The 15,226-nt window shown below is 51.6% G+C and carries 12 protein-coding genes; 11 read left to right on the forward strand and 1 reads right to left on the reverse strand.

The genetic code is table 11. The features are described 5' to 3' along the window. Nucleotides 1–3: 3 nt before the first annotated feature. The 11 genes from nifH (at nt 4) to ACUYLD_RS00210 (ending at nt 13,269) form a co-directional block, all read left to right on the forward strand. Nucleotides 4–870 (forward strand): nitrogenase iron protein, encoded by an 867-nt coding sequence (gene nifH, locus ACUYLD_RS00160; protein ID WP_061831012.1) that lies wholly within the window; start codon nt 4–6, stop codon nt 868–870. Between the two features lie 88 nt (nt 871–958). After that, nucleotides 959–2,407: a nitrogenase molybdenum-iron protein alpha chain gene (nifD, locus tag ACUYLD_RS00165; RefSeq protein WP_446674168.1), complete on the forward strand. Its 1,449-nt coding sequence runs from the start codon at nt 959–961 to the stop codon at nt 2,405–2,407. After that, a complete protein-coding gene (nifK, locus tag ACUYLD_RS00170) occupies nt 2,404–3,933 on the forward strand; it encodes a nitrogenase molybdenum-iron protein subunit beta (protein WP_446674169.1) in 1,530 nt (509 codons plus the stop codon). Before nifD ends, nifK begins: the two co-directional genes overlap by 4 nt. Before the next feature lie 79 nt (nt 3,934–4,012). Further along, nucleotides 4,013–5,374: a nitrogenase iron-molybdenum cofactor biosynthesis protein NifE gene (gene nifE, locus ACUYLD_RS00175; protein WP_165176633.1), complete on the forward strand. Its 1,362-nt coding sequence runs from the start codon at nt 4,013–4,015 to the stop codon at nt 5,372–5,374. Beyond that, entirely contained in the window at nt 5,364–6,671 is a 1,308-nt protein-coding gene (nifN, locus tag ACUYLD_RS00180) for a nitrogenase iron-molybdenum cofactor biosynthesis protein NifN (protein WP_446674170.1), read from the forward strand. The genes nifE and nifN overlap by 11 nt, the downstream gene beginning before the upstream one ends. After that, a complete protein-coding gene (locus tag ACUYLD_RS00185) occupies nt 6,668–7,057 on the forward strand; it encodes a NifB/NifX family molybdenum-iron cluster-binding protein (protein ID WP_061831022.1) in 390 nt (129 codons plus the stop codon). Before nifN ends, ACUYLD_RS00185 begins: the two co-directional genes overlap by 4 nt. Nucleotides 7,058–7,160: 103 nt before the next feature. After that, nucleotides 7,161–7,925 (forward strand): HesA/MoeB/ThiF family protein, encoded by a 765-nt coding sequence (locus tag ACUYLD_RS00190; protein ID WP_250267583.1) that lies wholly within the window; start codon nt 7,161–7,163, stop codon nt 7,923–7,925. Beyond that, nucleotides 7,903–9,039, forward strand: coding sequence for a homocitrate synthase/isopropylmalate synthase family protein (locus ACUYLD_RS00195; RefSeq protein ID WP_446674171.1), 1,137 nt, complete (start codon nt 7,903–7,905; stop codon nt 9,037–9,039). Before ACUYLD_RS00190 ends, ACUYLD_RS00195 begins: the two co-directional genes overlap by 23 nt. A gap of 244 nt (nt 9,040–9,283) precedes the next feature. After that, on the forward strand, nt 9,284–11,020 hold the full coding sequence (locus ACUYLD_RS00200; RefSeq protein WP_446674558.1) for an ABC transporter ATP-binding protein: 1,737 nt from the start codon (nt 9,284–9,286) through the stop codon (nt 11,018–11,020). Further along, nucleotides 11,001–12,839: an ABC transporter ATP-binding protein gene (locus ACUYLD_RS00205; RefSeq protein ID WP_446674172.1), complete on the forward strand. Its 1,839-nt coding sequence runs from the start codon at nt 11,001–11,003 to the stop codon at nt 12,837–12,839. Before ACUYLD_RS00200 ends, ACUYLD_RS00205 begins: the two co-directional genes overlap by 20 nt. A gap of 214 nt (nt 12,840–13,053) precedes the next feature. Then, entirely contained in the window at nt 13,054–13,269 is a 216-nt protein-coding gene (locus ACUYLD_RS00210; RefSeq protein WP_069011638.1) for a hypothetical protein, read from the forward strand. Between the two features lie 61 nt (nt 13,270–13,330). Here the strand turns inward: ACUYLD_RS00210 and ACUYLD_RS00215 are convergent, their stop codons facing one another. Then, on the reverse strand, nt 13,331–15,085 hold the full coding sequence (locus tag ACUYLD_RS00215; RefSeq protein ID WP_342428537.1) for a hypothetical protein: 1,755 nt from the start codon (nt 15,083–15,085) through the stop codon (nt 13,331–13,333). Nucleotides 15,086–15,226: the final 141 nt, after the last annotated feature.

The raw sequence follows: 15,226 nt of genomic DNA on the forward strand, positions 1-15,226 counted from the left end.
AATATGAGACAAATTGCGTTTTACGGTAAAGGCGGTATCGGCAAATCGACAACCTCGCAGAATACACTGGCTCAGCTGGCGACCAAATTCAAACAAAAAATTATGATCGTAGGCTGTGATCCCAAGGCAGACTCCACCCGTCTTATTCTGAATACGAAGGCCCAACAGACAGTACTACATCTGGCTGCTGAAAGGGGCACGGTAGAGGATTTGGAGTTGGAGGATGTTGTCCAGAAGGGCTTCGGTGACATTCTGAACGTGGAATGCGGCGGGCCAGAGCCTGGTGTCGGCTGTGCAGGACGCGGCATCATCACAGCCATTAATTTTCTGGAGGAAGAGGGGGCCTACGAAGGGCTGGATTTTGTTTCCTACGATGTACTGGGGGACGTCGTGTGCGGGGGCTTCGCCATGCCGATCCGGGAGAAGAAGGCGCAGGAAATCTACATTGTATGCTCAGGCGAGATGATGGCTATGTACGCTGCCAACAATATTGCGCGCGGAATATTGAAGTATGCCAACAGCGGCGGGGTACGTTTGGGCGGCTTAATCTGCAACAGCCGGAATACGGACCTGGAAGCGGAATTGATTACAGAGCTTGCAAGAAGACTGAACACGCAGATGATCCACTTTTTGCCGCGTGACAATGTTGTGCAGCACGCTGAGCTGCGCCGTATGACTGTTACCCAATATAACCCGGAACATAAGCAGGCTGCGGAGTATGAAGAGCTGGCAGGTAAGATTTTGAATAACGATATGCTGACGGTTCCTACTCCTATTTCCATGGAAGAGCTAGAGGAGCTATTGATGGAATTCGGCATTATTGAGGATGAAGAAACCGCAATTAACAAAGCTGAGGCGTCTGGGCAGTAGGCTGTAGCCAGAAGGCTTAATGACGGAATCATCGTGTGATGGTGGGGGGAGCTGAATGCACAGCTCGTAGGAGGGAGGAATAGGCCAAATGAGCAGTATTGTGGATAAGGGAAAGCAGATCGTAGAGGAGATACTGGAGGTATATCCCAAGAAGGCCAAGAAGGACCGGACCAAGCATTTTGAGATCGCGGATGAGGAACTTGTGAACTGCGGAACCTGTTCCATTAAGTCCAACATGAAATCACGGCCCGGCGTTATGACAGCAAGGGGCTGTGCTTATGCAGGCTCCAAGGGGGTGGTATGGGGCCCGATTAAAGACATGGTGCACATTAGCCATGGTCCCATCGGCTGCGGGCAATACAGTTGGGGTACCCGACGCAATTATGCGAATGGGGTATTGGGCATCGATAATTTTACCGCCATGCAGATTACCAGCAATTTTCAGGAAAAGGATATCGTGTTCGGCGGAGATAAGAAGCTGGAGGTGATCTGCAGGGAAATTAAGGAGATGTTTCCGCTGGTCAAAGGCATCTCCGTACAATCTGAATGTCCGGTCGGACTGATTGGTGATGATATCGGGGCTGTGGCCAAAAAGATGACAGAGGAGCTGGGCATTCCGGTCATTCCTGTACGTTGTGAGGGCTTTCGCGGGGTGAGTCAGTCTCTGGGTCATCACATTGCCAATGATGCTATCCGCGATTTTCTGATGGGACGCCGGGAGCTAAAGGAGTGCGGCCCTTATGATGTCTCCATTATCGGGGACTACAATATCGGCGGTGATGCCTGGGCCTCGCGCATTTTGCTGGAGGAAATGGGACTGCGGGTCATAGCGCAGTGGTCGGGTGACGGTACGATCAATGAGCTGGGGATTGCCCATAAATCCAAGCTCAATCTGATCCATTGTCATCGTTCCATGAATTATATGTGTGCAACGATGGAGCAGGAATACGGAATTCCCTGGATGGAATATAACTTCTTTGGCCCGACCAAGACGATGGAAAGCCTCCGAGCGATTGCTGCCCGCTTTGACGAGACGATTCAAGAAAAATGTGAGCAGGTCATCGCCCAATATATGCCGCAGATGGAGGCGGTCATCCGTAAATACCGCCCACGTCTGGAAGGCAAAAAGGTGATGCTTCTGATTGGCGGACTGCGGGCAAGGCATACCATTGGTGCCTATGAGGATCTGGGTATGGAAATTGTGGCTACAGGCTATGAATTTGCCCATAAGGATGATTACGAAAAGACGTTTCCCGATGTAAAGGAAGGCACTATTCTGTACGATGATCCAACGGCCTATGAGCTGGAGGAATTGGCCCAGCGGCTGAATATTGACTTAATGGGCGCCGGAGTCAAGGAGAAATACGTGTATCACAAAATGGGCATTCCCTTCCGTCAAATGCACTCTTGGGATTACAGCGGGCCTTATCATGGTTTTGACGGCTTCAAGATTTTTGCACGTGATATGGATATGACCATCAATAGTCCAGTATGGAGCCTGCTGCCATCACGGCAGACTGCGGAGGTGTCGGTATGAGCGAGCGTCTGAACATTGTCGATCACAATCAGTTGTTTCGGCAGGATAAATATGTACGCCAGCGTGAGGAGAAACGGGCTTTTGAGGCTCCTTGCTCGCCAGAGGAGGTTACTGCCACCCTGGAGTATACCAAGACCAAGGAATACAAGGATAAGAATTTCGCTCGTACAGCCGTAGTTGTGAACCCGGCCAAGGCTTGTCAGCCGCTGGGAGCGGTCATGGCTGCGCTGGGCTTCGAAAAAACGCTCCCGTTCATTCATGGCTCACAGGGCTGTACAGCTTATTTCCGCAGCCATCTTGCCCGCCACTTCAAAGAGCCTGTTCCTGCCGTCTCCACCTCGATGACCGAGGATGCCGCCGTATTCGGTGGGATGCGCAACCTCATTGACGGTATAGAGAACTGCATTGCCTTGTATCAGCCGGAGATGATTGCGGTATGCACGACCTGTATGGCAGAGGTGATCGGCGATGATCTGTCTGCCTTCCTGGCCAATGCCCGTCAGGAGGGAGCCCTTCCCGAGGATATGCCGGTTCCTTTTGCCAATACCCCCAGCTTCTCCGGTTCACATATTACAGGCTATGACGCGATGCTGCGCTCTGTGCTGGAGACGTTGTATAACAAGTCAGGCCAGACGCCACAGCCTGGTCATGAATTGAAGCTGAATGTGCTGCTCGGGTTTGACGGGTATACGGGCAATTTTGCGGAAATGCGGCGCATGCTGGGGATGTTCGGCGCTACGTATACCATTCTGGGTGACCACAGCAGTAATTTTGATTCAGGGGCTACTGGAGAGTACAGCTACTATTACGGGGGAACGCCGCTTGAGGATGTGCCCAAGGCCGCAGATGCTGCAGGCACGTTGGCGATCCAGCAGTACTCTCTTCGTAAAACATTAGGTTATATAAAGCAAACCTGGGGGCAGCAGGTGTCCTCCATCTCCACACCGCTGGGCATCCGGGCTACAGATCGGTTGCTTGCGGAGATTAGCCGCCTGTCTGGAAGAGAAATTCCCGAGGCATTGAAGCAGGAGCGCGCCCGAATTGTGGATGCCATGATGGATTCGAATGCTTATCTGCACGGCAAACGAGTGGCTATGGCGGGAGACCCGGATATGCTCATCGGCCTGATTGGTTTTTGTCTGGAGCTGGGCATGGAGCCGGTGCATATTGTTTGCTCCAATGGGGACCGGAAATTTGAGAAGGAAGCAGAGCTTCTGCTGAAGTCCAGCCCTTACGGTGCAGAAGCCACGGTTCATTCCGGTCAGGATTTGTGGCATATGCGTTCGCTGCTGTTCCAGGACCCAGTAGACCTAGCTATTGGTAACTCCCACCTGAAGTTCGCGGCGAAAGAAGCGAAAATTCCATTGCTCCGTGTGGGCTTTCCGATCTTCGACAGGCATCATCTGCATCGTTATCCGATTATCGGCTACCAGGGTGCGCTGAATCTGCTTACCCAATTCGTGAATACCGTACTGGATGTCATGGAGGAGCAGGCTCCGGATCATAGCTTTGATCTAGTGCGCTAATTGCTGTATCGCGTAGATGGAAGTTGACAGCTTGGCTTGTGATTTCAATGGATTCTATCTGAAATAAGGGGGTTTGCGGATGGAGCCGGCTGTGTCTAACGGAAGGCTGGAGGTATCCTGCGGCAACAAAATTCCCAAAAGCACGCCCTGTCCCCGGCCTGTGCCGGGGGAGGCTTCGGGTGGCTGCTCCTTTGACGGGGCCCAGATTACACTGATCCCCATTGCAGATGCGGCTCATCTGGTGCACGGGCCGATTGCGTGTCTCGGCAATAGCTGGGAGAGCAGAGGCAGCCTGTCCAGCGGCCCGGAGCTGTCGGCGTATGGCTTCACTACTGATCTTGGAGAACAGGACATCATTTTTGGTAGTGAACAAAAGCTGCATGAATCGATCCGCTACATTGTCAGCCGCTTTGCTCCTCCCGCTGTATTCGTCTATACCACATGCGTCACAGCCCTCACCGGTGAAGATATCGAGGGAGTTTGCAAGGCTGAATCGGAGCAGCTGGGAACACCGATCATTCCGGTGAACAGCCCGGGATTTGTGGGCAGCAAGAATCTCGGGACCCGGCTGGCCGGAGACGTGCTGTTCCAGCATATTATCGGCAGCACCGAGCCGGAACAGACAACCTCCCATGATATCAATCTCATTGGGGAATACAATATCGCCGGCGAGATGTGGCATATCGAGCGGCTGATGCAGCAGGCGGGAATGAGTATCCTGTCCCGAATTACCGGAGACGGTCGGTTCCGTGAGGTGGGATGGGCGCATCGTGCCAAGGCCAATATGGTCGTATGCAGCCGGGCTTTGCTGGGTCTGGCAGTCCAAATGGAGCGTAAATACGGCATTCCTTATTTTGAAGGTTCATTTTATGGAGCAAAGGAGACGAGTTATTCCTTGCGACAGATGGCTTACCTGACCGGAGATCGTGATGTGGAGCGACGGGTGGATAAGCTGGCCGCACGGGAGGAAATGAGGCTATCGCTGGAGCTGGAGCCCTACCGCAAGCAACTGAAAGGAAAGCGGGCAGTGCTCTATACCGGGGGTGTAAAGAGCTGGTCTGTCATTACGGCTTTGCAGGAGCTGGGCATTAAGGTGGTTGGTGTAGGCACGAATAAAAGCACTGCCGAGGATGTATCCCGGATTGCTGACCGTATCGGAGATGATGCGGAATACATCCCGGAAGGCGGCGCCCGGCAGATTCTCAAGACCGTACGGAGCCGCAAGGCAGACATGGTCATTGCCGGGGGCCGGAACATGTATATGGCGCTTAAGGAACAAATTCCTTTTGTGGACATCAATCAAGAACGGCACAAAGCCTATGCGGGCTATGACGGGCTGTTATCTCTGGCGAAACAGCTTGTGCATACGCTACAGCATCCGGTATGGGAATTGACCGCCAAATTGGCTCCATGGGAGGAGGAGACGGAATTTGCCGATTAAACCCGCCACGAAGCCTGTCAGTGTCAACCCGCTCAAGGTAGGACAGCCTTTGGGCGGCGTGCTGGCTCTGCAGGGGATGTATCGCTCAATGCCTTTGCTGCACGGCGCTCAGGGCTGCTCGGCCTTCTCCAAGGCACTGCTGACTCGCCATTTTCGAGAGCCGATTGCCGTTCAGACCTCTGCGCTGCAAGAGATGGACGTTATATTTGATGCAGACCGGAATCTGGAGGAGGCGCTGGATCATATCTGGTCCAAACACCATCCAGATGTCATCGGCGTTATCAGCACGGCCCTCACCGAGGTGGCAGGCGTTGATTTTCAGTCTAGGGTAAAGGCGTTCAAGCGAGAACGGGCATTGAAGGATAGTCTGCTGTTTTCTGTATCGCTGCCTGATTTTCACGGCTCTTTGGAGACGGGCTACAGCAGTACAGTAGAGTCGCTAATGGATGCCGTACTCGGGTTGGCCGGAGGCAAGTCCCCCAAAAAACAGCGCCGGACGCAGGTCAATCTGCTGCCGGCTTCTTATCTGACTGCCGGAGATGTCATGGAAATCAAGGATATTATCGCTTCCTTCGGCCTGGAGGTTATCACACTCCCCGATATCTCCACTTCCTTGTCCGGCCACCTGCTGACAGGTTTTTCCCCTTTGACGAGAGGGGGGACTCCGCTGGATTCAGCCTGCCAGATGCTGGAGTCTTCCTGCACCATTGCCATTGGCGCGAGCATGGAGCGTCCGGCGCGCAGGCTGACTCATGCCGCAGGTATTCCCTACCACTTGTTCACGGGTCTGTCTGGCTTGGCCGCGAGCGATGCGTTCATACATTTTCTGCAGAAAATCAGCCGCGAGCCAGCCCCTGTTCGCTTCCGCTGGCAGCGTGAAAATCTGTTGGACAGCATGCTGGATGCCCATTTCTATTATTCCGGCGCTTCCGCTGTAGTGGCGCTAGAACCGGATCATATGCTGTCGACCGCAGCCTGGCTGGAGGAGATGGGAGTGGAACTGAAGCGGCTAATTACACCCTGTAGCACGCCCGCACTGCAAAAGACAGAACGGGAAGTCTGGATCGGTGACTTGGATGATGCAGAGGAGAGCGCGCAGGGCGTTGATTTGTGGATCAGCAATTCGCATGGAAGAAAGGGAGCGGCACGGGCTGGCGCCTCATTCGTGCCGGCAGGCTTGCCGGTGTATGACGAGCTGGGCGCCCACACATCCGTAAGCGTCGGATACCGTGGAACCATGGAGTGGGTGAACAAAGTAGGCAATGTATTGCTTACCGAGAGGGGGAGGGGAGGATGAAGGTTGCATTTGCGACGGAAGACGGTGTGCTTGTGAATGCTCATTTTGGACAGAGTCCCATGTTCACTGTATTCGAAATCCGGCACTCAGGCGTCCAGTTCCTGGAGCATCGGCGGATAGCCCTGGGGAGCGATGAGAACGAGGCGGGCAAGATCGCCAGCCGAATTGGCCTGATCGAGGATTGTACATTGATCTTTCTGGTGCAGATTGGCGCTTCGGCCGCCGCACAGGTTACCAAGCGGACCATTATGCCTGTGAAGGTGGCCTTCGGCAGCACCATTGAGGAGCAGGTCCAGCGTCTCCAGAATATGCTGGCTCGCAATCCGCCCATGTGGCTTGCCAAAATCCTGCATGCTGAGGAGGGCAGCGGCAAAGCCGGATCATGAGTCTTCAGTAAGGAAGAATAACCGAAGAGCAACCAGATATGGTGTCAAGATCCTGCGGACCGAATATCTTAAAGGCGGGAGCCGCACATGGAGGGGTGGACGAATGGTACAGCTGCTGGAAGACAGTAGATACGGACGCCAGTTGAAGCTGTTGGGAACGGAAGGTCAGAACAGGCTAAAGCAGGCTACTGTTATGGTTGCAGGCATCGGAGGATTAGGAGGGACAGCGGCCATGTACCTGGCCGCTGCCGGAGTGGGAAAGCTGATATTGGCCCATGAGGGCGTAATCCATCTACCCGATATGAACCGGCAGGTGCTGATGGACAGCGGACGAATCGGGGAGGAACGGATGGAGACGGCATTGCAGCATTTGCATCGTATTAACCCAGAGACTCAACTTGAGGGCCACGCCCACAGAATCACGGAAGAATCCTCTGGACCATGGGTAGAAGCGGCGGATATCGTGATTGATGCACGGTATGACTTTCCGGAAAGATATGCGCTGAACAGACTATGTGTTCGACATGGCAGACCGATGATAGAAGCGGCCATGTACGCCTATGAAGTATCATTGATGACCATTGATCCCGGTAGGACGGCATGTCTGGAATGTCTCTACCCGGAAGGCGGACAGCCCTGGGAGCCTCTGGGATTCCCGGTTCTGGGAGCCACCTCCGGTTTGATTGGCTGTATGGCTGCACTGGAAGCGGTCAAATGGATTACAGATGCGGGCAATCTGTTCACTGACCGTATGTACCGTATGAATGTGCTGGATATGAGCAGCTGCACCATAGCGGTCAAACGCAACCCGCGTTGTCCTTGCTGCGGAACGGGAGGGGATATAGATGAGTCAGTTGCATATTTGTGATACGACACTTCGTGACGGAGAACAGGCTCCGGGCGTGGCCTTTTCGGCCGAGGAGAAAACTGAAATTGCCATCATGCTGGACTCGGCGGGGGTGGAGCAGGCTGAGATCGGAATTCCGGCAATGGGAAAGGCGGAGTGCAGGTCTATTGCCAGGATTGCTGCTCTCGGACTTCAGATGAAGCTAATGACCTGGAATCGCGCGGTGTTCACGGATATTGATGCAGCTGAATCGACAGGCGTCGGCTGGGCCCATATTTCGGTTCCCGTGTCGACGGTGCAGATGAAGTCCAAGCTGGGTATGAATCCTGAGCAGGTGACAGAGCTGATCCGCAAGTCTGTCGATTACGGTCAGTGTAAAGAATTGACTGTTTCCGTAGGCTTTGAGGATGCTTCAAGGGCAGATGACCTGTTCCTTGAGCAGTTGGCGAATCAGCTCTATAGGGATGGTATCCGGCGCTTCAGATATGCCGACACGCTGTCTGTTCACCATCCCGCTGCCATAGCTGCTCGTATAGACAGGCTTGTATCACGCGTGCCGCAGGATGTGGAGCTTGAGATTCACTGTCATAATGATTATGGCCTAGCGCTTGCCAATACTTTAGCAGCTTTGCAGGCGGGAGCTGTCTGGGCCAGTACCACAGTGTCGGGCCTTGGGGAAAGGGCAGGTAATACGGCGCTGGAGGAAGTGGTGATGTCGTGGAGGGACCTATATCAAGGAACCTGCAGCGTCCGTCCCGAACTGCTGAACCCGCTGGCTGCACTGGTGTCCAAAGCCTCCAACCGAATCGTTCCCGAAGGCAAGCCAATTGTGGGAGACATGGTATTCGCCCATGAATCCGGCATACATATCAACGGTCTGCTAAAGGAGCGTGCCGCCTATCAGGCCCTTGATCCAACCGAGCTGGGCACTGACCATTCGTTCGTACTCGGCAAGCATTCGGGCAGAAGTGCAGTTCAATATATGCTGGAGCAGGAAGGAATCGAGGCAGGCTCCGGTGAAATCAAGTTTGTGCTGGAGCGACTTCGCCTAGTCGGTGAAGATCCCAAGCGTGTCATCCATAGCACGGATTTAAGGCGCTGGCTGCAGTATTATCCGGCAGAGCTGCCGAAATAACCGAAAAGGCGTTCCCGTCCGGTAAGTGTGACCGTGACTGGAACGCTTTCTTGTATATCTTTTAATTTCACAACCCGAGTCTCCAATTTGCTGGTTAAACGAAGCCGTTCAGAAGGGTATAATAAAATATAGTGCTGTATAAAGTGCGTATATATGGTTTTACAGCAGACAGGTTCGAATCTTATAACCATGACACGCTGATCTGGAAGGACGGCTATGGGCAATTGGAGGAATGCTTGTGGGAATGATGTTTTCTTTTCTAAAAAAATATCGGGTTCCAGCCATCGCAGCGCTCGTGATGATGTTGCTGGAATTGACGGTAGAGCTATCGCAGCCATATTTGATCTCTAAAATCATTGATGAGGGCATCCGACAGCAGGATTTGTCCGTCGTCTGGTTATGGGGCAGTGTACTGGTGGGGAGTGCCGTTATCGCTTTTATGGCGGGGATATCCAGCTCTTTTTTTGCTTCACATGCAAGTCAGGGCTTCGGCTATGATTTGCGGGAAAAGCTGTACCGTAAAGTGCAATCCTTTTCGTATCCTGTGTTTAAACGTTTTGCCACTTCGTCGCTGATTACGCGTCTGACCGGGGATGTCACGCAAGTACAGGATACGGTGTTTATGAGCCTGCGGTTTATGACACGGGTTCCGCTTGTAGTCATCGGCAGTATTGTGATGGCACTGGTTGTACATTTCAGGCTTGGACTGCTATTGGCGGTTATGGCCCCGGTGCTGTTCTTGTTTGTGCTAGTGATGATGCGGCGAACGGTCACTTTATTTAAGGGTGTCCAGCGTCGCCTGGATGACGTTAACGGAGTGATTCAGGAGAACCTGACAGGAATTCGGCTCATTCGGGTTTTTGTGCGGATGCGGCATGAAATCGAACGTTTTGCCCATTACGGAGGCGAATTGATGAAAGGGACGGTGTCCGCTCTACGCTGGACAGAAACGACGATGCCGTTCATTTTGTTTACGATGAATGCAGGGATTATTGCAGTACTTTGGTTCGGACGTGGCCAAATTTCCACTGGGGATGCCAGTGTAGGACAGGTGGTTGCAGTCGTCAATTATTCACTGCGGACGATTGGGGCCTTGTCTGCCTTGTCGGGTATCGTTGTTGTATTTTCCCGAGCTACTGCATCTACCGGGCGGATTCGAGAGATATTGGACACATCTAATGAAGATGGGTCAGAGATGGAGTCTGTTTCAACACATCATACACGGATTAAGGGACAGGTGGAAATGGACCGGGTGAGCTTTCATTATCCGGGCAGTGATTTGGCTGTACTAAAGGATATCTCTTTTAGGGCGCGACCGGGCGAGCGGATAGCTATTATGGGGGCCACTGGCTCGGGAAAATCCTCACTTGTGCAGTTGATTACACGTCTGTATGAAGAAGATGAAGGTCATGTGCGCTTTGACGGAAAGGACGCTCGTGAACTGGATGCGTCCATATTACGAGAGGCGATTGGCTATGTCCCTCAGGAGGTACTGCTATTCACCGGCTCGATTCGGGATAATATTGCTTGGGGGCTGGAGAATGCCAGCCTGGAGCAAATTCAGGAAGCCGCACGCATGGCGCAAATCCATAATATGATTGAACGCTTGCCGCAAGGCTATGACACGATGCTCGGGCAGCGTGGCGTCAATCTGTCTGGCGGACAGAAACAGCGGCTTTCGATTGCCCGCGCACTGGTGCGCCAGCCGGCAGTGCTGATTTTGGACGACAGCACAAGTGCGCTGGATGTAGGGACAGAAGCAGCACTACTGAATGCACTCGATGGTCTGTCCTGCACGACATTTCTCATTACGCAGAAGATCAGCTCGACCGCATCGGCAAATCAGATTTTACTGCTGGATGAGGGTCGCCTGATGGCAAGTGGAAGCCATGAGCATCTCATGGATAGCTCGGATCTGTATCGGCGTATCTATGAATCACAATATGGAAAGGAGGAGTCGCATGTTCAAGGAACTCATTGAACCGTTCCGTCAGCCTACACCGCCGTCCGGTGTGCTGCGAAATCCGGCGGGAGCTGAAGGACGCCGCAAGGCCAAAGCGAAGAGCTGGTCTGGCACCTTAGGACGGATATGGGCTTATCTGGCTCGCCGTAAGGTCAAACTGATGCTGGTATTGTTCATGGTACTGCTCAGCTCCGGGCTAGCTCTGCTGGGTCCATATCTGGTCGGCGTAGCGGTAGATGATTTTCTCGAAGGTCCGGGTGGACGCACGTGGATTTATTTTCTCATCGGATTAGGGGCTGCATATCTGCTCAACTCGCTAACCTCCTGGCTGCAAAATATCTGGATGATTGAGATTGCCCAAGAGACGGTGTACCGCATGCGTTTCGATCTGTTTTCACATTTGCATCGACTACCGATTCCTTTTTACGGCAAACGTCAGCAGGGAGAGATCATGAGCCGTCTGACCAATGATATCGAAAATGTCAGTTCTACGCTGAACAGCTCCGCCATTCAGATTTTTTCGAGCATATTGACGTTAATCGGTACACTCACGGTGATGCTGTGGTTAAGCCCGCTGATGACCCTGCTGACCTTTATCGTGGTGCCGTTAATGGCTGCCGGGATGCGCTGGATTACACGTCGTACCGGGCCCTTATATAAGGAACGCCAGAAGAATGTGGGCGAACTGAACGGATACATCGAAGAAACGCTGTCCGGGCAGCAGATTATTAAAGCATTTTCGCAGGAAAAGAGAGTCATCCATGGTTTTGGTGAGCGCAATGACCGTATTCGGCTGTCGGGCTTCTGGGCCCAAACGATTTCAGGCTTTATACCGAAGCTGATGAACGGACTGAATAATCTCAGCTTTGCTATTGTAGCGGGGATCGGTGGTATTTTGGCCATTCGCGGCTCCATCACTATAGGTACAATTATTGTATTCGTAGAATATGCCCGCCAGTTCACCAGACCGCTGAACGATTTGGCTAACCAGTGGAACACCCTGCTGTCCGCCATTGCCGGAGCTGAGCGTGTATTTGAAATATTGGATGAAGATGAAGAGTCCAAGGATGAACGCGGTGCAGTGGAAGTAGGGCATGTAGAGGGGGCGGTGCGGTTTACGGATGTTTCCTTCGGTTATGATGAGGGAAGCGCTACGCTGGAAGGTATCTCTTTTGAAGCCAAACCCGGTGAAATGATCGCACTAGTCGGCCCGACCGGGGCAGGAAAAACAACGCTGATCCAGCTCCTTTCCAGATTCTACAGCCCCGACAAGGGAACGATTACGCTGGACGGGCGCGATATCACTACCATACAGCGTGAAAGCTTGCGCTCCCGCATGGCATTTGTGCTACAGGACTCCTTCCTGTTTCAGGGGACGATTCGTGAAAATATCCGCTTCGGCAGACTGGACGCCACCGATGAGGAGGTTGAACAAGCATCGAAACTGGCCAACGCCCATTCCTTTATCATGCGGATGAAGGACGGATACGACAAGGTGCTGGAAGTGAACGGCAGCGGCATCAGTCAAGGGCAAAAACAACTGCTGGCTATTGCCCGTGCTATTTTGGCCAACCCTTCCATCCTTGTACTCGACGAGGCAACCAGCAGCATCGACACCATTACCGAGATGAAGATACAAGAAGGACTGGAGCGGCTCATGCAGGGGCGAACAAGTTTCGTCATCGCGCATCGGCTGAATACCATTCGTCAGGCTGACCGGATTCTGGTCTTGAAGGATGGCCGTCTGGAGGAGCAGGGCTCTCATGATGAGCTGCTGGCTCACAAAGGCTTTTACAGTGATTTATATTATGGTCAGTTGAGAAAGCAAAGCTCTTAAGTCGGCTCTCGATCAACAGCTTTGCAGGCATACTTAAAAAGGGCCACCCCCAGGGCAATGTCATTAAGATAAGACGCAGGTTCTAAATCAGGAACAAGAGCAGGTTATCGAAAAGATAGCCCGCTCTTTTTTTGCATGAAAAAGAAAAAAAAGACTTGACAAGAAGATGGTCATATGTGGCGAAGCCCCTTGAAAAAACGAGGAGGTTACGCCAATGGATGAGTACGCAAATTCCCTAAAAGAAACGCTGACATCCCTCATACGAGAAATGTCAGCCGCACCAGCACCTTATGTCAAAAACCCTGAAAAAGATTTTACCCGAAAGAAAAAGCTGCCCTTTGAAACGGTTATGCAACTCCTGATCTCCATGGGGGGGAACAGCCTATATAAGGAACTCTTGGAATCACAAGATACACTCTCATGTAAATAATGAGTAAAAATCATCGTGTTGAAGCACATCGGCTAATTTCTACCTGGCCGCTAGTTTGTGGCTATATATCCTTAGCTACGATAGTAACGCCGGACGAAAAAGTAGGTGCGTAGGTTGCGTTCTCTACGACGCTCCCGACTACCTTAACAGATGCCGTTCTGCCGCCCGCGCAATTTACTAACCTCTGCCCTCCGGTACCCTTGAACGTCACACCCATCATAATAAGGTTGGTGTTGCTGTAAGTCATACCCGCGGTGCTTATATTATTAAGTACGATTGATGTATTCGTTATCTCGCTATTTACAAGCTTTATTGTGTCGACGGGAGTAGTAGCTGTGATTAATCGGGGGATGTCAGTCTGCATGTGTATATTTTCCAAAATGATGTTCTTCTGAATGGGCGGTGTTGCATTTGGGTAGTAACTACGGGAGTAGTTGTCCTTGTCAAGGTGGAGACTAACTGCGACGGGTCTGTTTTTCTGTAGGTAGATGTTTTTCAGGTGTACATTTCTACAACCTGCCGTATAGGTAACATCGTCCTGTATCATCACCCATTTAATATTACCGTCGAGAGTGACCGTCCCGTTTACGTGTGTAGGTGCCGTCATTGATGTGTACTTAGTGCCGTCGGGATTCGCGACTACTCGGTACAATCGCCCATTACTTACCACCGTGTCTGACTTTTGTAGCTCCATGCCGGAAAACCAATCAACCCAAGCGCCGGCGAGGACACGTAAGAAGTATCCAGTCGTAGATGCAGCGGCTAAATCGTAGCAATTTTCTATTAAGCCATTCTCGATCCAACCAAGCTGTGGATTTCCTGTATCGTAGTCATGCCCGTTTAACGCTATAGGATCATCGTACGTTTTAAATTTTCCATCACGGACTACGAAATTACTGCCTCTACCAAAGTGTACCGCGTCCTTGCCTCCCTCTACTCGTATCTTGTCTATGATTACATCCTCGAAGGTGCATATCTGTACGCAATAACTATAGGATAGGAGGTCGAGACATTCGAAGTTTTCGATTGAGAGATTTTTAACATAGAAAAAAGAGATTTGACCTCTCAACCCCGTAATTAAGTCTGAGCCCGCAGTGGATTCTTTACCGTTGCATATTAGCTTTAAACCTCTTATTACGATGTTTTTGTTGTAACTACGAGTAAATGCACCCTTATTGACGAGTACGTACCCGTTTGATGTGGTGCGCCTTAAAAAGACACCTGGACCAAAATTTAGAGTGACGTTGTCCCCGATCTTTATCGCTCTGTCGATATCGTAGATGCCTGGCTGTTCTACCCTTATCATGCCTCCCGCATCAACGGCCCTTTGTAGTGCAACCGCGTTAGTTGCCGCGTCATTACTTGGCATAAATCCAAATTTAAGTGCGCTAGGTATAAATATAGGTTCTGTCGTAGTTGTGACGTCTACGGCGTAGACTTGATAAGATGTTTTGCTTGTATCGGCAACTACAATTCTTACAAAGTAAACGTCATCATCGACCGTGTAATAATTAATATCAAACGCAGCTTGCCGTAGCATCTGCTTCGCCGCGTTGTATAAATTAACCCTGTACATAATTGTGTTATTTTCTAGCCTGAGTCTCTTCACCTTCGACACGTCGATGTATCCGGATCTATAACTATTCGTAACACTCGTCTCCATACCAGCGCTGGTCAGTCCACCTATTGCCCAATTGGAAGGTATCGGGGTGGTAATCTCCTCAGCTACCTTAGTGGTAGTTTGACCTATTATCTCGCCTACTTTAGCGTCTGCTTTCCTCGCAATCGTTCGGGCAACCGTGTCTTTTATCGTCATTTAGCCAACACTCCCATTAGATACCCGGACGTAACCGCTAAACGGATATCTTGCAATTAGTTCAGTTGAAGCATACTCACGTGTTTTTGCCATAATATTTAACCTCCAAAGTTTTTTTGTTTCACTCGAGTTGAGAACTGC

This window comes from Paenibacillus sp. SER-28 (assembly GCF_052906305.1).

Excerpts from the sequence above, each read along its gene's own strand:
- nifH (WP_061831012.1), top strand. The coding sequence starts at position 4 with ATGAGACAAATTGCGTTTTACGGTAAAGGCGGTATCGGCAAATCGACA.
- nifD (WP_446674168.1), top strand. The coding sequence starts at position 959 with ATGAGCAGTATTGTGGATAAGGGAAAGCAGATCGTAGAGGAGATACTG.
- nifK (WP_446674169.1), top strand. The coding sequence starts at position 2,404 with ATGAGCGAGCGTCTGAACATTGTCGATCACAATCAGTTGTTTCGGCAG.
- nifE (WP_165176633.1), top strand. The coding sequence starts at position 4,013 with ATGGAGCCGGCTGTGTCTAACGGAAGGCTGGAGGTATCCTGCGGCAAC.
- ACUYLD_RS00185 (WP_061831022.1), top strand. The coding sequence starts at position 6,668 with ATGAAGGTTGCATTTGCGACGGAAGACGGTGTGCTTGTGAATGCTCAT.
- ACUYLD_RS00190 (WP_250267583.1), top strand. The coding sequence starts at position 7,161 with ATGGTACAGCTGCTGGAAGACAGTAGATACGGACGCCAGTTGAAGCTG.
- ACUYLD_RS00195 (WP_446674171.1), top strand. The coding sequence starts at position 7,903 with ATGAGTCAGTTGCATATTTGTGATACGACACTTCGTGACGGAGAACAG.
- ACUYLD_RS00200 (WP_446674558.1), top strand. The coding sequence starts at position 9,284 with ATGATGTTTTCTTTTCTAAAAAAATATCGGGTTCCAGCCATCGCAGCG.
- ACUYLD_RS00205 (WP_446674172.1), top strand. The coding sequence starts at position 11,001 with ATGTTCAAGGAACTCATTGAACCGTTCCGTCAGCCTACACCGCCGTCC.
- ACUYLD_RS00210 (WP_069011638.1), top strand. The coding sequence starts at position 13,054 with ATGGATGAGTACGCAAATTCCCTAAAAGAAACGCTGACATCCCTCATA.
- ACUYLD_RS00215 (WP_342428537.1), bottom strand. The coding sequence starts at position 15,085 with ATGACGATAAAAGACACGGTTGCCCGAACGATTGCGAGGAAAGCAGAC.